At 24.3% G+C, this 21,812-nt stretch carries 17 protein-coding genes; 13 read left to right on the forward strand and 4 right to left on the reverse strand.

Annotation, left to right across the window (positions count from 1 at the left end):
* Positions 1-10: 10 nt before the first annotated feature.
* The 4 genes from EXC48_RS02650 to ychF form a co-directional block, all read right to left on the reverse strand.
* Positions 11-661: an RDD family protein gene (locus EXC48_RS02650; protein ID WP_015287347.1), complete on the reverse strand. Its 651-nt coding sequence runs from the start codon at positions 659-661 to the stop codon at positions 11-13.
* Positions 661-1,683: a glycosyltransferase gene (locus tag EXC48_RS02655; protein WP_129720661.1), complete on the reverse strand. Its 1,023-nt coding sequence runs from the start codon at positions 1,681-1,683 to the stop codon at positions 661-663. Before EXC48_RS02655 ends, EXC48_RS02650 begins: the two co-directional genes overlap by 1 nt.
* A gap of 138 nt (positions 1,684-1,821) precedes the next feature.
* Positions 1,822-3,168, reverse strand: a complete 1,347-nt coding sequence (locus EXC48_RS02660) for a hypothetical protein (protein ID WP_129720662.1) — start codon at positions 3,166-3,168, stop codon at positions 1,822-1,824.
* A 70-nt stretch (positions 3,169-3,238) separates the two neighbouring features.
* Positions 3,239-4,339 (reverse strand): redox-regulated ATPase YchF, encoded by a 1,101-nt coding sequence (ychF, locus tag EXC48_RS02665; protein WP_129720663.1) that lies wholly within the window; start codon positions 4,337-4,339, stop codon positions 3,239-3,241.
* Positions 4,340-4,416: 77 nt separating this feature from the next.
* Between ychF and EXC48_RS02670 the strand changes: the two genes are divergently transcribed.
* From EXC48_RS02670 to EXC48_RS02730, 13 genes are all read left to right on the forward strand, one after another.
* Positions 4,417-6,042, forward strand: coding sequence for an MAG5620 family putative phospho-sugar mutase (locus tag EXC48_RS02670; protein WP_129720664.1), 1,626 nt, complete (start codon positions 4,417-4,419; stop codon positions 6,040-6,042).
* Positions 6,043-6,044: 2 nt separating this feature from the next.
* On the forward strand, positions 6,045-6,515 hold the full coding sequence (locus tag EXC48_RS02675) for a hypothetical protein (RefSeq protein WP_015287353.1): 471 nt from the start codon (positions 6,045-6,047) through the stop codon (positions 6,513-6,515).
* A gap of 203 nt (positions 6,516-6,718) precedes the next feature.
* The gene (locus EXC48_RS02680; protein ID WP_129721068.1) at positions 6,719-8,059 is read left to right on the forward strand and encodes a glycine--tRNA ligase; all 1,341 of its coding nucleotides are present in this window, start codon (positions 6,719-6,721) and stop codon (positions 8,057-8,059) included.
* A gap of 2 nt (positions 8,060-8,061) precedes the next feature.
* Positions 8,062-9,927, forward strand: coding sequence for a DNA primase (gene dnaG / locus EXC48_RS02685; protein ID WP_129720665.1), 1,866 nt, complete (start codon positions 8,062-8,064; stop codon positions 9,925-9,927).
* A gap of 9 nt (positions 9,928-9,936) precedes the next feature.
* Complete coding sequence (locus EXC48_RS02690; protein ID WP_129720666.1) at positions 9,937-11,430, forward strand: RNA polymerase sigma factor; 1,494 nt, start codon at positions 9,937-9,939, stop codon at positions 11,428-11,430.
* 2 nt (positions 11,431-11,432) lie between these two features.
* The gene (locus EXC48_RS02695) at positions 11,433-12,218 is read left to right on the forward strand and encodes a Nif3-like dinuclear metal center hexameric protein (protein WP_129720667.1); all 786 of its coding nucleotides are present in this window, start codon (positions 11,433-11,435) and stop codon (positions 12,216-12,218) included.
* Between the two features lie 9 nt (positions 12,219-12,227).
* On the forward strand, positions 12,228-13,739 hold the full coding sequence (locus EXC48_RS02700) for a phospholipase D-like domain-containing protein (protein WP_129720668.1): 1,512 nt from the start codon (positions 12,228-12,230) through the stop codon (positions 13,737-13,739).
* A gap of 61 nt (positions 13,740-13,800) precedes the next feature.
* A complete protein-coding gene (locus tag EXC48_RS02705; RefSeq protein ID WP_015287360.1) occupies positions 13,801-14,064 on the forward strand; it encodes an HPr family phosphocarrier protein in 264 nt (87 codons plus the stop codon).
* A gap of 643 nt (positions 14,065-14,707) precedes the next feature.
* Positions 14,708-16,018, forward strand: a complete 1,311-nt coding sequence (locus EXC48_RS02710; protein ID WP_129720669.1) for a hypothetical protein — start codon at positions 14,708-14,710, stop codon at positions 16,016-16,018.
* A gap of 363 nt (positions 16,019-16,381) precedes the next feature.
* A complete protein-coding gene (locus EXC48_RS02715; protein WP_129720670.1) occupies positions 16,382-17,572 on the forward strand; it encodes a hypothetical protein in 1,191 nt (396 codons plus the stop codon).
* Positions 17,573-18,143: 571 nt separating this feature from the next.
* Complete coding sequence (locus EXC48_RS02720; protein WP_129720671.1) at positions 18,144-18,356, forward strand: hypothetical protein; 213 nt, start codon at positions 18,144-18,146, stop codon at positions 18,354-18,356.
* Positions 18,357-18,395: 39 nt separating this feature from the next.
* Complete coding sequence (locus tag EXC48_RS02725) at positions 18,396-18,770, forward strand: hypothetical protein (protein WP_129720672.1); 375 nt, start codon at positions 18,396-18,398, stop codon at positions 18,768-18,770.
* 658 nt (positions 18,771-19,428) lie between these two features.
* Entirely contained in the window at positions 19,429-20,775 is a 1,347-nt protein-coding gene (locus tag EXC48_RS02730; protein WP_129720673.1) for a hypothetical protein, read from the forward strand.
* Positions 20,776-21,812: the final 1,037 nt, after the last annotated feature.

A 21,812-nucleotide genomic window follows, 5' to 3' on the forward strand; every position in this document is an offset into this window, starting at 1 on the left:
GCAACCTTTCTTAATTTTTATTATTAATGTACCTAAATTTTCTTTTTTCATAATAAATTGGTGTGAATTTAACGATACTATTTTTAGTATATTTTTTATTTTCTACAATTCTGCTACTTGTCAAAAAGTCGATTATTGAAAGTCTATTTGCTTTAAAAATATTAAATAAATAGCCAAATGTGTAAATTGAAAAAATTATAGATAATAAAATAACAACTACTTGAAGCACAATTTTATGATAAATATCATCACGAATTTTTAAAAAAATATGTCCTCTTTCATTTACAACTACAAAGCTTTTTTCAGATAAAAAAATCATAATAAAAAGCATAACAAATGTTAAATAAAAAGAGACAAAGACATTTCTCAATAAAATCATTTTAATGGTAAATTTCTTAGTTCCTGAATCGATTATAATTAATTTCATAATTAATAATCCAAACGTTCTACCTTTAATAATAATTGGAATTATCAAATAAAAAACATTAATACAAATTATTATTAATACAAAACCTCCATAAAATGAAAATTTACTTATTTCTTGATTATTTTTATTAGAAAAAGAAATAAGATAAAAAAGTAAAATGATTAATAATAAAGATAATACTAAATCAATAATATTTGCTACGAATCTTTTAATAAAACTTGAGTTTTTGTACATTAGACAAGTTGTTTTAAAATTTTCTTATTTTTCATCTTACTTATCGGAAACAGCATTAATGTTACTTCTTCATTATTTCTTGAAAAATAAGGATTAGTAAGTAAATAATTTTCTGCTTTATAAAATGCCTCTAATTTTTCTAAAAGTTCTAAGTGTTTAGCTAATAATAATTTGCTTCTTTTTTCATGAATTTCTTCTTTTGTTTTATAAATATTTTTATACGTAAAACTTGTTTCTTTCAAAAAGCCTGTCATTAAGAGTTTCAAAAAATAATATTTAGCATAAGTGATTTCCTCAAATAGCTTGCGATTCATATTAAGTAAATATTTCTCAAGTTCATCAAATATATTAAGGACTCTTTTAGAATTTAATCACATATCAGCAGGAAAATATTCACGATAAATTTTAAAATCTAAATAAGTATAACTTTTTGCTTCAAACAATAAAATATAATTTAATTCAATGCACAATTTAGTATCATTAGTATTTTTTAATTTAAATTTCATTACTTTTTGAACCAATGATTTCTTAAATATTTTATTAAAAATAAATGGGAAAACATAAGCGAATGGAAGAGGATTTTTAGCTAAATCAATTCTACGATCATTTATTAATCTCGCTTTTGGTTTTCAAGATATTGAACCATTAAGTCTTGGTTTGAATTCCAAAACATCAACATTATACTTTTCAGCATTTTTAATCATATTTTCAATATAATAATACTTAATTAAAGTTATATCAGTATTAAATACTGTTATATACTCTCCCTTTGCTAATTTAAAGGCACTAAGAAGATTATATTGATAACTATTAGTCTTTGAATTATAAATAACTTGTAATCTATTTTTAAATTTTTCAAAATAATTAGTTAATAATGAAATAATCTGTTTATTTTCAGATTCTTTTCCATTTAAACATAAAATAATCTCAAAGTCATTTGAGGTTTGAGATAATAATGAATCTAAATATTTTTTTACATTTTCAACGTTTTTTGTAACTAATGACACTAAAGATAATTTCATTTGCACCCCATAATATATCTAATATTTTACCATAATATCACTCAAAATCCTTATGTTTTTTGCAAAATCATGTTTATATATCGACTTAGTACTTAAATTTTTTGCAAAAAAACTAAAAAGCTTTTTAGACAATTTAGTTTAATTATTTCTTGACATATTACTTGTGCTTTTTGAGATTTCTTTATTAAATTCTTTTTCTAATTCATCAACACTTTCTTTAAATGTTTTTGTAAATTCTTTGAGCTCATCAACTGTTTTTGTTGGATCATTGATAAAAGTTGAATACTTTGTTCCAAGATCATTGATTCTTGATTCAAACTTATCCAAAATTCCTTGCGTCATATTTGCTAATTGGATAAGTTTATTTAAAATTTGTTTTGACTTATCAATCTCTTCTTGCATTTCACTAGTACCAAGATTATTTTCGTTTAAAATATTAAAATACGTTTTTTTAAAATTTATTCAACTATCTAATAACTGTTTTCTAGCTTGTTTTGATACATTTGATGATCCTAAAAAACTATTTTTATTAGCTTTAAAATTTGAAATAAATGCAGCAACTTGAATTTTATAAATATCATCATTTTTAAGACTATTTATAAAGGCTTCATTTTCATTTATATCATTTTCAATTTCATTAAGATCAACTTCAGTTACATCATTTATTGTTTCACTTGAATACACTTGTTTTAAAACTGGTTTTTGCCCAATTGATAAAGTGAAAATTTTCTTTTCACCTTTTGCATTTTTTACAATAACATTTGCAACTAAATAAGCTTTTTCATCTCATTGAACTACTTTGGTTATTAATGCAGTATATTCTAAATATTGATTCTTTTCATTAACTTGCAATTTGCCTTTTAAATAATCATCTATTTTACCAATAAAGGGGATTTCCAATACTTCATTTTCTCTTAAAATATTTTCAGCACTTTCATTAACTTCAAATTTAATTGACTCGGGGAGCTTTTCTGATTCATGATTATTTTTATTCTCATCGTTTAAACTTCCGAAAATTGAAACTTGAACTTTTTGATTAGGATTATCCTTTACAGTACCTTCATATTGCATAATTGCATCATCAACTTTTTCAGTATTATATTTTGCATCAAACACAACTTCTTTGCCTTCTATTGGTTTAGATAAATATGTAGATACCATTTCATCTTTTTTAGCAAAATAAATCATTATAAGTGGTGGTTGGAATGTTTTGATAGTATATTTTGAAGCAACTAATTTCGAAAGCTTAGGACCAAGTATTTCTTTAATCTTTAAATTATTGTTTTCACTACTTGTATCTTGTTTTGCTTGAATATCCTTGCTTTCTTCTTGTGGAGTTTTAGAAGATTCATTATCTTCTTTTGGTGTTTTAGATCCTTTGCTTGTATCATTATTTTTAACACTAGTACATGAGGCAGAAACAATAAAGGACGCAAATGAGCTTGAACCTATTAAAATGTTTAGTATTTTCTTCACTTTTTTCATAATATTTCCTTTCAAATAAATATAACTTAATACATTAGTCCTTAATTATCTTACTATTAAGATAATTTTATTATTTTCCGAATTTGAAATGACATATGTCGCCATCCCTCATTATATATTGCTTTCCTTCTTGTCTCATTTTTCCAGCATTTTTTGCGCCTAATTCTCCATTGTATTTAATAAAGTCTTCAAAAGCAATAATTTCAGCTTTAATAAATTTCTTCTCAAAATCGGTATGAATTACACCAGCACATTTTGGAGCTGTTCAACCTTTATGATAAACTCAGGCTCTTGCTTCAATCTGCCCTGCTGTAAAATAAGTTTCTAAATTAAGCAGCTCAAAAGCTTCTTTTGTTAACAAATCAAGTCCACTTGTTTTTATCCCATATAAATCCAAAAGTTCTTTTTTTTCATTTGGATCATTGATTTGTACAAGTTCAGATTCAACTTGTACAGAAATTGGCATTAACTTTTCATTTGGTTTTAATGATTCTAATAATGATTGATATAGGGAATCATTTTTATAATTTAAATATTGTTCATTTCCCAAATTAGCAACATATATTATTGGTTTATAAGTTAATAAATGGTATCCCTTTATATATTTTGCTTCATTTTCATCGAGTACTACATCACGAGCCGGATGGTTATTTTCTAAAGCCTCTTTAATTTTTAATGCTGCGGTTTGTTCAATAATTGCATCTTTATCACCTGATTTTGCTTTTTTAGCAACTCTATTTAAAACATTTGTAATTGTTTCAAGATCTGCAAAAATTAATTCATAATTAATAACATCCTTGTCACGAACGGGGTCAACTGAGTTAGCTACGTGCATAATATTTTTATCTTCAAAGCATCTTATCACGTGAATAATTGCATCAACTTCTCTTATATTTGCTAAAAATTTATTACCTAAACCTTCGCCTTTTGAGGCTCCTTTTACTAGTCCAGCGATATCAACAAAATCAAAAGTTGCTCAAATTATTTTATCAGGTTTAACAATACTTGCAATTTGTTCTAATCTTGGATCAATTAGCGGAACAGAAGATATATTAGGCTCAATTGTAGTAAAAGCATAATTTGATGCTTCTACTTGTTTTTTTGTAATTGCACTAAATAAAGTGCTTTTACCAACGTTTGGTAATCCAACAATTCCAGCTTTTAAAGACATATTTCTCCTTTTACATATTTATAATCTATTTTACTTTAAATTTGGTAAAATTTTAAAAAATAGTTGGAAGGTAAAACATGAATATCGAAACCTTAAAATCTTGGTATAGTTTCTACACAAATGAAGGGGTCTATAACCGTTCTTTTGAGACATTTATAACTGAAATAAAAACAAATAAGTCACTATATGAAAAATTTATTAAAATGCCAAAATCAACAACATCAGGAATTAAGTTTTATGGTGATGATGATTATGGATTTAATCAGATAAACTTTTTTACCTTAATTGCTATTATTCATATTTTTAATAAAAATTATGACTTTACTAAAAATAGAAAGATTATTATCGGATTCAGTCATGACTCTCCAAAAATTCAAAAATTGAAAGATTTTTTAATTAGATTTTTAAATAGAAACAAATTTCAAGTTTTTATACATAATGCTAATTTTGTTAGTGAATTTTTAATTAATGAAACCACTAAAACCTGGGATATTAAAAATGGTATTTATCTTAATTATGATGAAAATACCAATAAATATTACTTAAAAATCTATTACAACAATCATGAAATAAGTATCGAAGAGCAAAAATCATTTATTGCTGAACTATTGCATTTTAAATCCAATATTGTTTTAGGAAAAATAAAAGAACACCAAACTTTAAATATAGATAAAATCATAAACTTCTATTCTGAAAAATTAATTAAAGATAACATAGAAAAACTCCAAAAAATTACCAAAAAACCATCATTTACTGTATATACATTAATTTCAGATGCTGAAACAAGTTATATTCTTAATAAAATACTAGTGAATGCAGGTTTTAAAGTTCATAAGTTAAGTCAAATATATAAAAATTTGCATAATTTAAATGAAGCTAATTTCAATTTCTTTAAAGCATTTAAAATTAATTCTTATAAGGCTGATATTTTTATATTTATAAATAGTTTTAATGAATTAAAAATATATGTTAAAACGAAAAATAAATATGTTTTGCTAAATGAAGAAGATCTAATTTTTCTATATATAAATAATTATTATTTAACATGAAAAAAAATAGGTATTTTAAATAAAAACAAAATTTATATTCCATTTTACGCTTCTAAAAATATCTTTAATTTGTTTTACAGATTTTCAATTCCATATGAAAAAAATGAAGATATCTCAAATAATAATGTTTTATTAAGCTACTCTGATAATAAGTTTTCAAATAATTTATATAATAATTTAGATTACAATAACATTCCGTTTATTATTAGATTTTGTTTCATTTTATATAATTACAAAATTAACAACAATCTTTTTGATTATAAATATAAAAAAATGAAAGAAACTAATAAAAATGTATTTTTACTAAACGATAACATTAAAATGGATTATAACATTAGTTTAGAAGTGGTTAACTCATACTTTGAAGGTGATAAAATTTATCACAAAAATAGTATTATAAAAATTAAAAAACTTGATCAAAAAAGTCGAAATGAACATAATTTATTAGAGGTTAAAATAGGAACAAAAAAATGAAATTTTCTTTGTTACTTATTCTTTAATTTTAAGAAAAATTCTTTAGTAACAAAAGCGGAAATCGAACTTAATAATGAGTCTTCAAAATTTAATAGAATTATTAATAAAATTAAATTTTGATGGATTTTTAAACAATTTATAAAAAACATTAAACAGTTAAAAAATCCCAAAAAAGGTTAAAAATGAAAAATGAATTCAGCAAAAGAAAAATTTTATCTATGTATTTTAGATATCAATTTAGTTCAAAAAAGTTATATATAGTTTTAAGTAGTTTTATAATAGTTTTTTGAATAATTGTTTTAATTTATCATCTAACTAATGTGAATAAATTAAATTATATTTTTTTAAATTCTATAGCGATTGCAAGTATTGTTTGTTTTGTACTTTCTTGACTTGCTTTTGGTTTAAAAATAGGTTTATTATCAAAGACCATAGATAAAATACGCAATGGGTCACCAGAATTTCAAGAAAGAAAAGAAAAAAGTATTTTGGAAAAAATGACAGAAAATGAAAAGAGAATCTATCACGAAACAAAGATCCGTGAATTTGAATATAAAAATAGCTTCGCATATAAAACATCATTTCCATATTTTTTTAATTGTTTAATCTTTACAATAATTTTTACAATAATAACTATTCTATCTTATATATAAAATTTATTACTGCAGAATAATAACAAGTGTATTCGAGTTCTTTAATTTCATATTTTTAATATATTAAATTAAAGAACTAAAAATAAATTAAAATATTCAGTTTATTTTTAATGATAAATACTAGATAAATACATTGTCTTTTATTTGTTAAATAAAAGACTATTTTTTGGTATAATATGTCCATGTTAGATATAAAGAAAAATATGGATGAAATTGTAAATCATTTAAAAAACACAGGTTTTGTTTATCAAGGTAGTGAAATATATGGTGGATTATCTAATACATGAGACTATGGACCGCTCGGTTCATTATTAAAAGATAACATCCGCGATCTTTGAAAAAAAGAATTTATTTTCAAAGAATCCAATAACTTTTTAATTGATTCTAAAATTTTAATGAACCCTCAAGTTTGAATAACTAGTGGTCATGTTTCGAATTTCTCTGATCCATTAATTGAAAATAAAGTTAATGGAAAAAGATATCGTGCTGATAAATTAATTCAAGAAATAGATCCTAACTTAATTCCTGAAAAAATGACTTTTGATGAAATGAAAGAATATTTAGAAAAACACCTTCCAAAATATGAAGGTTCAAAAACCACTTGAAGTGATATTAAACAATTTAACTTAATGTTCGAAACATTCCAAGGTATTATCGAGGGAAATAAATCAAGAATTTATTTAAGACCTGAAACAGCACAAGGAATATTTGTGAATTTTAAAAATGTGCTCAGAACAGCAAGACCAAAATTACCTTTTGGAATAGGCCAAATAGGAAAGAGTTTTCGTAATGAAGTGACCCCTGGAAATTTTATCTTTAGAACAAGAGAATTTGAACAAATGGAATTAGAATTTTTTACTAAACCAGATGAAGCAGAAAAATGATTTAATTACTACATACAAAAAGCTCATGAATTTATTTTAAAAACAGGTATTAAATCTAAAAACGTTCGTCTTAGGGCGCATGAAAAAGAGGAATTATCACATTATTCAGCAGGCACAACAGATATTGAATATAACTTCCCTTTTGGTTGAGGCGAATTATTAGGAGTCGCTAATCGTACTGACTATGATTTAAAATCTCATTCAAAAGCAACTAATGAAAACTTAGATTATTTAGACACAGAAACAAATTTAAAAATATTTCCATATGTAATAGAACCAAGCATTGGATTAGATCGTTTAATGCTTGCTGTTATTTCAGATGTATATGAAGTAGAAAATATTCAGGAAAATGACACTAGAATTGTTTTAAGATTTCCATATCAAATCGCACCATATAAAGTAGCTGTTTTACCCTTAATTAAAAAACTTTCTAATAAAGCAAAAGAAATTTTTAATAACTTACTAGATAAAGGATTATCTGTAATATATGATGAAACTGGTTCAATAGGAAAAAGATATCGCAGACAAGACGCTATTGGAACATATTGATGTTTAACAATTGATTATGAAACTTTAGATGATAATACTGTGACATTAAGAAATCGTGATACAATGCAACAAATTAGAATTAAAATAGATGAATTAAACAAATATTTATAAAAATGCCTAATTTAGATTTTAAAAAAATAAATGAAGAAATATTAAACTCCATCGACATTGTCAATCTTATTTCAAGTTATATTTCGCTAACTAAAAAAGGAAATAATTACATTGGTTTATGTCCATTTCATCAAGACACTACACCTAGTTTCACTATTTCACCAATTAAAAAAATTTACAAGTGCTTCTCATGTTCTGAAAGCGGAAATGCAATAACATTTGTTAAAAAATATTTAAATAAAAATTATTATCAAAGTCTCGAATTCTTAGCAAAAGAATTAAATTTAAATTATGACTTTAGTGCATTTTTAAACTCTCATCTTCCTCAAATGACTGATGAAGAGCTCGAAATTACAGAAGCTTTAAATGTAGTGAATGCATTTTATAAAATTCAAATTTTTAAAAATAGCAAAGCACAAGAATATTTAGCTTCACGAAATTTGCTTGATGATGAACTTAGAAAAAAATTTGACATAGGCTATGCACCTGAAAATGAGCTTATTGAATATTTTTCTCAAAATACAGAACTAGATAAAAAAATACTATTTCAAGCAGGTTTAATTAATGATAATTTTAAAGAACTTTTTAAAAATCGGATAACTTTTGGTATTAGAAACTCATATGGCAATATTGTAGGTTTTAGTGCTAGAGTTTTAAATAACCAACAAAAACCAAAGTACTTAAATTCACCTGAAACAAAACTTTTTAATAAATCACAAATTTTATACAACTTCTTCAATGCAAAAGAACACATTGAAAAAAATAAAGAAGTAATCATTGTTGAAGGATTTATGGATGTTATTGCGCTAGATAAAGTTGGAATTTATAATTCTGTTGCATTAATGGGTACTGCTCTTACACTCGAGCATCTTCAACTAATTAAAAAATATCAAATTGCACTTTTTTTAGATAATGATGAAGCCGGAATTCAAGCAACATTAAAATCAATAAAAACACTTTTAAAAAATAAAATATATGATGTTTTTGTTATAGTTAATCCTTATGATAAAGACCCTGACGAAATCCTTAATAATGAAGGAAAAGAATCTTTGTTATGAATCTTTAATCAAAAAACATCTTGTATTGACTTTTTATATCAAACATTAGTGAAATCTCATAACCTAAATAATAATTACAATTATTCAACTTTAAGTTCGTTTATAAATGAAATATTAGATTATTATATTTATTTAAACAAAGATCAAAAAAATTACATTGAAAATAAAATTAAAATTGAATTTAATTTTGATTTATCTAAAACTTATAATAAGATTGACACAAACGCAAATGCTTTTATCGAAAGTGATTTTTATGATTATTATTATAATAGTCCTCAAGAAATATACATAGATCAATCATATAATAAATTTAAAGATATCTTCGCAACGAACATAAGACTTAAATTTTTAATGTATTTTGTTTTAAAACCTAATTTAGCAAAAAAATTTTATGAATTAGATAATTCTGCGATAATTTTTAGCAAACCAGATGATTTATTTAAAGCATATGATAAAATTAAAGACTTATCATACAATTATTTTGAATTATTAAATTCCCGAGCAGAACCTACCATAGATGAAATAATAAAAAACACAAAAAACCAAATGCATACAATTATAAAATCTATCATCAAAAAAATTTCACCAGAACTAAATGATATTGAACTAAATAATTTTTATGAACAATATCTTGATGAAATTAATCAAGTAATTATTGATAATTCTGGAAAAGTTTCTTTAAGCCCGCTAATCCAAGAATTAATTGATGTTTATAAATTTGAAAATGAAGCACTAAACATAGTTCCAAGTCCAAAACAAAATTCAAATTTAATGAAAGAGCTTAAAAAATTTAAAAATACAAAAATATAAAGGAGCATAATGAAAAAAGAATTTAAACCTTTTATAACTTTTTTGAACAAAGAAAAAAAGAGACTTAAAAAAGATTTTTTAACTCAAGAAGAAGTTATGGATGCCTTATTAGCAAATTCATTAGAAGTTCAAGATGAGCAAATGGATGATTTATTAGCAGAATTAATTGCAGAAAAGATCTTAAAAAATGATAATGACTTGCACGATAATGATGACGTTAATTTCGATGATTTTCAAAATGAAATTTCACAATCAAAATTTACAAAAAATAATAAAAACTTTGATGATGATGATTTTGGAACTCTAGAAGTTAAAAGTTTTGATGAATTAGATGATAACGAATTAAATCTTGATGAAGATGATGAAGATGATGATTACATTGATGAAGATCTCGAAAATCTTGGAAATTGAGATGATGAAATATCATCAATAGATAAAATCGAACCAGAAGATAAAGCTGAAGAAGATGATGAAGAAGAATCGCGCGATGATGAAGATGAAAATATATTCGAAGAATATAATGATGACGATGATGAATTCAATATTGAAGATGATATAAACTTTAACAACCCCAATTCGTCAATGCTTCTTAATTTTGATGATAAAAAACCTGAAAACCTATCAAATAAATTAACCGAAACAAATGATATTGTTAAATGATATATGCGTTGAATCGGAAAGTATGGAAAATTGCTATCCGAAGAAGAAGAAAGAGAATTAGCAATCAAAATGATTAAAGGTGGATTTAGCGGAAAAAGAGCTAGAGATACCCTTATCAATAGAAACTTACGTCTAGTAATCAATAATGCTAAGAAATATAAAAATAGAGGTTTGTCATTCATTGATTTAATTTCAGAAGGTAATGCCGGGATTATGAAAGCAGTGCAAAAGTACGATGTATCAAAAGGATATAAATTTTCTACTTATGCTACATGATGAATAAGACAAGCAATCACTAGAGCAGTTGCTGATCAAGCTAGAACCATAAGGGTTCCAGTTCATATGGTTGAAACAATCAATAAGGTTTCAAAAGTTGAAAGAGAACTTCATCAGGAATTTGGATATGAACCTTCTGATGATGAAATTGCTAATAGAATCGGTGGCGGATTCACAGCTGAAAAAGTAAGATACATAAGAAAAATTAATACTGATCCTATTTCATTAGATAAACAAGTCGGAAAAGAAAATGATTCACAATTTAGCGATTTTGTTAAAGATGATATTATAATTAACCCTGTGGACCACTCTTCCAAAGAAGAGTTTAGTGTCATCTTACGTGAAATGATAAATTGACTTGAACCTGATGAAAAAGAATTGATTTGTAAGCGTTATGGTGTTGGTGAAGATGAAAATGGAATCCCTTATAGAGTACATAGTTTAGAAGAAATAGCAAAATCAAGAAATAATGTTTCAAAAGAAAGAATTAGACAAATCGAAAATAAAATTCTTAGAAAACTTAAAAACCACCCAAAATATGGACCGACTCTTAAAAACTTCGCTTAATTATGACTATTAAAAGTTTTATTCAAAAATTAATTAGTTTATATCCGATTAATTGTGCAGAAATTTGAGATCCAACCGGTTACTCAGTAAAATCGCAACAACACAAGAAACTTAAAGGTGTCATATTTGCTATCGATCTTACAAATGATGTATTAGAATATGCAATAAATAATGATTGTAATCTAATAGTTACCCATCATCCTTTTATATTTAATAAAACTTACGAATCGGAATTTTCAAATGCTCCATATAAAAAAGCCGTTTATCAATCTTTAAAAAAAATGCAAATCACAGCATTTTCAATTCATACCAATTATGATGCTGCAAAATATGGAACTTCATATCAAATTCTAAAATATTTAAAACTTAATAATACACTTTTTGATAAAGACTCTCCTAAACATTGTGCAATTTTCGAAAACAAAAACACTTTTATAAATTTAATTAATGCTTTTGATGAAGTTTTTAAATTCAAAAATGCTATAAGAACTAATTTCGAAGTTGATGATAAACATATTTTTCAAAAAATTGCTATACTAGCAGGTTCAGGTTCAATTGAGCAAATTAATGAACTCCACAAAACTCAAAACATTAATCTTTTTATCACAAGTGATATTAAATGAAATGAATGGCTAAATTATCAAGAATTAAATATTAAAATATTAGAAATTCCTCATTTAGTTGAACAAGTATTTTCATGAGCTATATGCGAAGAAATTAAAAAAATTTATCCAAATGAAAAACTATATATTAAAAATATAGAACTACCTTTTTCAAATCTAAAGTAGGTATTTATAATGAAAAAAGTTTTTTCAATAAAAAAAATAATCTTTTTAATAATTCAAACAATTATTGCTGGCGGTATTATCTTCGGAATTGTTTTTTCTACTTTATTTTTCAATAATTTATTTATTTGACTATTGTTAATTGGTCTATACTTATCAAATGTGATTATTATTTTAATTATATATAGTCAAAATAGAAATAATCAAGCTAAATTTAGCTGGATATATTTAATTGTCATAATCCCGGTTTTTGGTCATATTCTCTTTTTCTTATTTGGCCTAGTCGGAAAGAAAAAACTTGAAAGAAAACTAGATTTACTACCTGAATATAAAATATCGTATTATTTAGACAAAATCCCAGCAGCAAAAAATGAAGATAAATCACTTTTAATTAAAAAAGTTCAAAACGGAAAAAAAACTTTATCATATGATGCTAAAATTTCAGTAGAAAATGAAGGATATCGTTTTTATCAAAAATTAATAATTGCTTTAAAAAATGCTAAAAAAAGTATTTTTATTGTTTCGTATATCATTAAAAATAGTGAAATAGCTACTGAAATAATTAATATTCTCAAGGAAAAACAAGCGCAAGGTGTTGAAGTTAAATGATTAATAGATGATTTTGGAGCAATTGGGAAACAACGTAAATACCTTAAAAACTTAATTAAGATAACTTCAATTAAAATCAAAATGATTGGGAAAATATATTATCCATTCATTAATCACTCATCATTCAGTAGAAACCATCAAAAATTCTTCTTAATTGACTCTGAAAAAGTATTTTCTGGTGGAAATAATATCTCTGATGAATATGCATCGTTAGCTCCTAAATATGGTCATTGAATTGATTTAAACTATGAAATAGAAGGTCCATATGTAAATGAATACATTTTATTATTTATTAAGCTATGAAGATTAATTTCTAATGAAAAACTAGATATTCAAAAATACTTAAACTTCGAACAAAAAAAACTTGAGTATAATGCTAGCGGTATATTAATAGCTAATTCACCATCGTATGGTCATTCAAAAATCGAAGATTTTTTCTTATTGGCTCTATCTAATGCAAAAAAAAGCATTAAAATTGCTACACCTTATTTTGCAATAACTAATTCATTAGAAAAGCAACTAATTATTGCATTAAAAAGTGGAGTAGAAGTAACTATTTACTTTCCAGGTTTACCTGATAAAAAGTTTGTTTATAAAGTTGGTTTAAATCAATTAAATAAATTCATTCAATTTGGTTTAAAAGTCAAAATTTATGATGATCATTTTTTACACTCAAAAATGGGTGTAATTGACGATGAAATCGCATGAGTAGGTACTAATAACCTAGATCCAAGAAGTATGTTTTCGCAATATGAAACCGTTGACATTTTAGATGGTAAAATTGTGGAGAAGATAAACTCTATATTTAATGAATATAATAAACATTGTAGTAATTTTCATAAAAAAACTAATGAAGAAAGAAACTACAATAAATTTGAAAATTTTTTCTACGACTGAATAAAAACATTAATTTAATGTGTTATAATTTTTTAGTTAAATAAATATTTATTTTTATATAAAAAAGCGAAAGGTATATATGAAAGAATTTACATGTAAAATCATTGATCCAATTGGACTACACGCTCGTCCAACTTCTTTAGTTACTGCAATTGCAGCAAAATATAAATCAGATGCAAAATTATCATATAATGGACGTGAAGGTAATTTAAAATCTATTATGAATATTATGGCTCTTGGCATTAAATATGGATCAATAATTACTATCAAAACATCTGGTGAAGATGAACAAGAATCAATTGATGCAATTAAAAAAGCATTAGAAGACCATCAATTAATTTAATTCCTGCGTTTTTTAATCAAATAAATAATTGGTTATTAATAATTTAACCAATTTTTTTATGCATTTTTCGACTTGATAATATTCAAAAACATCTAAATTTAAAATATGTACAATAAAGTGTAGAAAGTTTTATACAAAATCTCTAAATAGCAAATATTTAAAATTAGAATATTTATATAAAATGAGAAAAAATATTCGGACAAAATCTAAATATTTTTTCTCTTTTTTGCTTTGCTTATAATTATTTTATTAACAGACTTCAAGCATTTTGTTTAGTTCTTCCCTTTGTAATATCCATTTTATTACAAAGATTTTTTATTTTATGCATGCGTACTTAAAAATAATATTTATTAACATTAATTTGTGAAATAAAAATAAATTTTAGATATGTTTTAGATATTTAAAAATATAAAATTTCAAAGTAATGTTAATATTTTAAGTCTTGAATATAATACTAAAACATCTAATTTACTATTTTATTACATTTTGCTAAAAAAAAAAAAAAAGGAACTTGTTCATTTTGCAAAGTAAATTGATAAGTTTTTATAATGATTGACTACTAAAATTTTCTCGTACTACATACATAACTAATTATTAAATCTATTATTAAGTATTTTTAACATTTTAAGTATTAAGGAGAATAATGAGTAAATACAAGAAAATTTTTAGTGGTCTTGGATTATTATCAATTTCAACTTTAGTTGGTGCTAGTGTGGTAGCTTGTGCTAATAAAAAACCTAAAGCAAGTGATTCTAGCGCAGAAGCAATAGATCAAAACAACAATCAAGGAAATTCAACAACACCAGAACAAGAAAAACCTGGACCAAATGATCAAGGAAATTCATCAAAACCAAAAGAAGGAGAAAATACACCTGGAAATCCAGCTCCACAAGCACCTAAAACACCAGAAAATTCTACTCCTGGAACACATAATCAAGGAAAAACAGAGAAACCAAATGATACTGGAAAATCAAAAGGGGAAGATCAAAGCAAAAAAGAAGGTCAAACAGATATGCCAAACTCAGGAATAAAAGAAAAACCTGAACAAACACCTAATTTAATAACTATCGATAAAAAAGTAGAGGCATTAAATTCATTAGTCGATAAACTTCCTTATCCAACTACCGAGGTTAAGTCAGAAGATGCAACAAGGGCATTTTTGAAAACAAAAATTGAAGCAATTAAGATTAAACAAAATGTAACAAAAGAACAAAAAATAAATGAACTAAATGAACTTGAAACTACTTTTAAAAAATATGAGAAAACAATTAATAAATATAAAGAAATTATTAACAATGATAAGTTTAAATCTAATAAATATGGGGAATCACAAATAAAAGGTTTAAATGGTCGTTTAGCTAAATTATATGGTGAAGACCAAGAAAAATTTAGCGAAGGTGAATTGATTTGAAATATTTATGAAACATTTAGAAGAATATCATTCGGTAAAGATCCTAATAAAAATACTTCTGGTTCAAAAGCATATGAATATGTCATAGTTCCTAATGATGAAAAAGATAAAAACAAAGCAATGTTTAAGATATTAGGTGAAAGTGATAATGAAAAGAAAAAACCTAATTTAACATTAGAACAATTAGAAGCAGAAGTTAATAAAATAATTGATTTTGTTATAAATATAGCCAAAAAGGCGGCTGAATTAAATATAACAAAAATTAATGAATTAATAAAAACTGAAAGTAAAAAACCAACAAAATTAATATCAAAATTAGATCAATTAGCAAAAGTAACTACTCTTGCTGCGATCGATGATGCGATTTCTGCTATGCATAAAACTTATGATGTTTTAAATACTGCAAAAAATAACAAAAAATTAGATGAATTTAGCGAAAAAATAGATAATATTCAGGCAACAGATGCAAATAGTATTAAATCTGAACTTGATAAAATAAAAATAGAAATTACATCACAAAAAAGCACCCCAAAAATGAATTAATCTAAATTTCTTTATTAGAAAAACGCCTTAATTAGGTGTTTTTTCTATCTAATGAATAAAATATAAATTTTAATTAAAACATTGAAAAACTTTTTTAATATAGCCAATTAATTCTGACTATTATGTATTAAAAAAATAAAAATAATTTTACAAATATTACTTAAATATAATGTAAAAAATTAAGTTTTACTATTTTATTACATTTTGCTAAAAAAAAAAAAAAAAAGGAACTTGTTCATTTTGCAAAGTAAATTGATAAGTTTTATAATGGATTGACCACTAAAATTTTCTCGTACTACATACAAAACTAATTATTAAATCTATTATTAAGTATTTTTAACATTTTAAGTATTAAGGAGAATAATGAGTAAATACAAGAAAATTTTTAGTGGTCTTGGATTATTATCAATTTCAACATTAGTTGGTGCTAGTGTGGTAGCTTGTGCTAATAAAAAACCTAAAGCAAGTGATTCTAGCGCAGAAGCAATAGATCAAAACAACAATCAAGGAAATTCAACAACACCAGAACAAGAAAAACCTGAACAAAATGATCAAGGAAATTCATCAAAACCAAAAGAAGGAGAAAATACACCTGGAAATCCAGCTCCAGAAGCACCTAAAACACCAGGAAAACCTGAAGATTCAGCTCCAGAAACACCAGAAAAAGCACCTGAACAGGGTGACGGTTCATCAAATGAAAACTCAGGAAATACTAATGAAACTGATAAAAAAGATAAACCTAATGAGGGTATGAATAAAAAACCAGAAAAACCTGACAAAGATCAAACTCCTCCGGTAACACTAGAACAAAAAGCAACATTACTATTAGCAGAAATTGATAAGAATCCAGGATATCCAAATCCTAAAGCGCATGCTATAATGGTATTAAAAGAAGAAATAGAAAATATTAAAAAAGAAGCTAAAAAAACTGAAGCTGAGAAATTAGCAAAACTCAATGATTTTGAAGTAAAATTAAAAAATATTAAGGATGTTCTTGCAAAAGTAATAAATGATATAGAAGCATTACCATACCCAGGAAAAGAAATTTCTTTAAGTCGAAAGGACGAAAAATCTGCTAAAGAAAAATTTAGAGAAAAGCTTAATTCTCTAACAGAAGTTAATAAAATATCTCAAGTTTTACCTAGCGATTGAAAAGAAAAAATTAAAAAATATAATGAAATCTTTAAATTGTTAAAAGGTTTTATAGATGATGCTCGTCTTAATAATTTACTTAAAAGATTTAAACAAACTGATAACTCAGAAAAAGGTGACTTTACTGAAAGTTTATTAATTTGAAATGTTTATGAAACAGTAAGACGCTTCGCTTTTGAACCCGGAATAAATAAATTAAAAAATAAACAAGTTAAAGATAAATTTAAAAAACAAGCAGAAATATTAAGTGACGGTCAAAAAACAAACCATAATAAAGATATTCATTGGTTAGAAAAAAATATTAATAAACTAAAATCTAATTTAAAAACCGCACAAGCTGAAGATAAAAAAACAGAACAAGCAGTACAATCAAATAATAATCCCACTACAAATAAATCATAATTAAAATTTAATTCAATATTAAAAATAATAGTTTCGAAATGCTCTTCTTAGAATACAAACTCAAGGTACAACATTTAAAATTTGCTAATAAAAAAATAATCATTAATAAAATAATGGTTGTTTTTTTGTAATTTTAGAAATAATTAAATTATTTTTTCATTTTTAAAGACCTATTTCTATTAAAATGAAAAAATATATTTTTGCCAATCATCTAACTAGTATAAAAATAGATTAAATAAATATAATTCATTGCATCCTTGCGCTTGTAATTAAATATATATCAATAAGTTTATATGATTATTCTATTGCTTTTTACAAAAAAAAAAAAAAAAAGGAATCTTAATAGAACGCAAAAAGTATAAAAATATTTAACGGTATTGGATTACTATTAATCACTATGCTAATAAACATTGGTGGTTCTGCTTGCGCTAGCAATAAACTAAAAGCAAATGATATTAAAAAAGATTAACAAAAACGAAGATAAAGATAAATATTCTAAAAATAAAAAACTCCTGAACCATCAAAACAATTAGAATCCTTAAACTCAGAAAAGTTTTTCCGAGAAATAGAAATGCTTGCTTTTAAGAATAAAATAAATTCCGATATCACTGAAGAAGATTTAAAAAGACAAATAAATGGTTCCGTAACAAAGAAAATAACACCCTTATTAAGCAATACATTTAAACAAACAAAAAATCACAAAAAACTAAATAACTTCAAAATTCAAAACATTGTTGAAAATATTACTACGATAATGTTTATAATGAATATGATTAATTATTAAACAAAGATGAACGAAAATTTGATTTTCCATTAAAAGCTTATGATAATTTACCTGCATTTCGTTCAACAAAGAAAAAAACAAAAAAATTGATGCCTTAACATTAAAATCATCTATCAAAAAAGAATCATCAAAGATGAAGATAAAAAGAAAATTCATTTTACTTTTTCAATTTTAGAATCAACTAACGAAGAAACAAATATTGGAATAAAAAATAATCATTCTACTCCTTTCATTAATAACAAAGATCCAGAAAATATCTTAGATTATTTTGAAACCACCTTAAAATTCAAAGAAATTGTTTCAAAAAAGAGTATTAATGATGACGATTTTAGTGGTTCTACTAAAACGCAATTAGATAATGGTGTGTTGCAAAAGAGGAATCATCAAAAGAAATCATTTATAGTAAAGAAATAAAATTAAAATGATTAAGTTGTTCCAAAAGAAAAGAAAGAATGAAAAGACTATATAGCTATTATTAAAGTACAAACACCATCGTTACAAAAAGAAAATACTAATGCATTTAAAAATATTGAAATTATTAAAACAGTCGCACCTATAAAAGATGAAGAAAGTTTTAACGTCATTGAGGGTGATGATGACAAATTATCTGATGGCTCAACTATTGATTTTTATGATAAATTAGGAATACCTCATCCTGGTGAAGAAGATTAATTAGAAAATTCAGTAGTATAAAATAAAATCTCGAAAACATCACAGAAATAGTCCTTATATACTACTATAAACTAAAAATATTAGCATCTTAATGCTAAAAAACAATACTTTATTTTGTGAAATTGAAAATACTCTTAGTTTTAAATGAGTTATATTCATTTTCTTATATAGCTTTTTTTCAAAATACTTATAAATGTAAATTATAGACCTAAAAATAATTTTTTACATTTTATTACATTTTGCTAAAAAAAAAAAAAAAAAAGGAACTTGCTCATTTTGCAAAGTAAATTGATAAGTTTTTATAATGATTGACTACTAAAATTTTCTCGTACTACATACATAACTAATTATTAAATCTATATTAAGTATTTTTAACAATTTTTAAGTATTAAGGAGAATAATGAGTAAATACAAGAAAATTTTTAGTGGGCTTGGATTATTATCAATTTCAACTTTAGTTGGTGCTAGTGTAGTAGCTTGTGCTAATAAAAAACCTAAAGCAAGTGATTCTAGCACAGAAGCAATAGAGCAAAACAACAATCAAGGAAATTCAACAACACCAGAACAAGGAAAACCTGAACAAAATGATAATACTGGTCAAGGCAATGGTTCAAACAGTAATAAACAAGAAGAAAATAAAGGTGAAGGAGGTAAGGGTGATTCAAAACAAGAAAATAAACCAACTCCTACACCGCAACCAAAACCTGAACCAAATGATCAAGGAAATTCAACAACACCAGAACAAGGAAAACCTGAACAAAATGATAATACTGGTCAAGGCAATGGTTCAAACAGTAATAAACAAGAAGAAAATAAAGGTGAAGGAGGTAAGGGTGATTCAAAACAAGAAAATAAACCAACTCCTACACCGCAACCAAAACCTGAACCAAATGATCAAGGAAATTCAACAACACCAGAACAAGGAAAACCTGAACAAAATGATAATACTGGTCAAGGCAATGGTTCAAACAGTAATAAACAAGAAGAAAATAAACCAACTCCTACACCGCAACCAAAACCTGAAGCAAAATCAATGGAATTATTAACAAAAATTAATCAATTACCGTATCCGAAACAAGATGCTAAAGCAAAAGAGTTATTAATAGAAAAAGTTAATAATATAAAAGCAAAAAAAATTTCTGATGAAAAAAAATTTCAAGAATTAGTGGCTTTAGAAACAACAATTGATAATATAAAAGTTGAACTTATAAAAGTTATTAAAGCAATAAATGATCTTCCTTATCCAAAAAAATATACAAATAACAAAGATATTAAAATAGATAATAAAAATAATAAAAATATTATTTTTAGACTAAAAGAAAAATTAAATTCATTAATAGATTTTGAAAAAATTAATAATACCTTACAAAATGAATGGAAAGAAAAGGTTGAAAAATATAATCAAGTATTTAAAAATATTGAAAAATTTATCGATAATACAAAATTAATAAATAGATTTTTAGAAACCGATCTTGAAATTGACCAAAAAACTAAAAATCTAAATGATGAAGAAACTTTATTAATTTATCATATTTATGATACTGTAACAAAAAAATACCATCAAAAAATAAATGAATTAAAACTAAAACCAGATATGAAAAAAACTTATACTGATAAATTTAAATTAATTAATCATGGTAACATTAAAGCAAGAAAACATGATGCTAGTTGATTGCTTACAGAAACAAAGAAAATTATTGATGAATTTAAAAATATAGAAACAAAATCAAAATCAATGACAGTATAAATCAAATAACTAATTAATAATAATTTAAAAAAATCTCTGTCAATATTACTAGACTGAGAAAAATCATTCGGACACTTCCGAGTGATTTTTTCACATATTTAAAAGGAGAAAATTAATGAGACATTTAAAAACAGAAGAATGAGTAAAAATCTTTAACGCATATGATGCATAAAAAAAACACACAAAATAAGTAAAAGTGAATTTGAACAAATTTCATATAAAATACGTAATAAATATTTGACTAAAATCCAATGATTAATATGTTATCAAAGAGAAGAATATATAATTTAGATATGGATATACAATCAAAAACTGGTAAATCGTCTAAAAAAGTAAAGGTTCAGGAAGAAAAAAGAAAATAAAGCCTAATTTTTCTTGAATAAAATCTCTTAATGATGATAAAAAATAATCTCTTATAAAGTATTATTACAGAATAATAAAGGAAAATGATATTAAACCTGATATTTACAATATTGAGGAAATTAAAAAATTTACTTCTGTCCAAAAAGCTAAAGTATTGGGTATTGCAAAATCAACTTTTTATGAAAAGAAAAAGAATAAATTCATTGTTAAAGAGAAAAAATAAAGTATGAAGAAATTATTATAAAAAATTTTTTCAATAATAATGAAAAGTGCAAAAGAAGATTAGCATATTATATTTTTAAAATGCATAATATAAAAATTAACCCAAGAACATTAGGAAACTATATGAAAAAACTTCATTTAGTTACTTTTGTTGGACAAAAGAAGAAGAAAAGAACACTAATGTTAAATTTGAAAATTTAATTAAAAGAGATTATATTTCCTTAAATAATGTAATATATGAAATTGATGTTGCATACATTCCAACACCAAAAAATATCAATCAAAACCACATATATTTATCGGTAATTATTGAACATAAACCAAGTTTGTTACATATGAAATATCATTAAATGATGATATTGAATTAGTATTAAATAATATTTTAAAAACTAGATTTAAAAATAATTTTATTCTACATTCTGATCGCGGTCCTACTTATTCATCTTCTAAGT

This window comes from Mycoplasmopsis cynos, assembly GCF_900660545.1.
Classification (GTDB): domain Bacteria; phylum Bacillota_I; class Bacilli_A; order Mycoplasmatales; family Metamycoplasmataceae; genus Mycoplasmopsis; species Mycoplasmopsis cynos.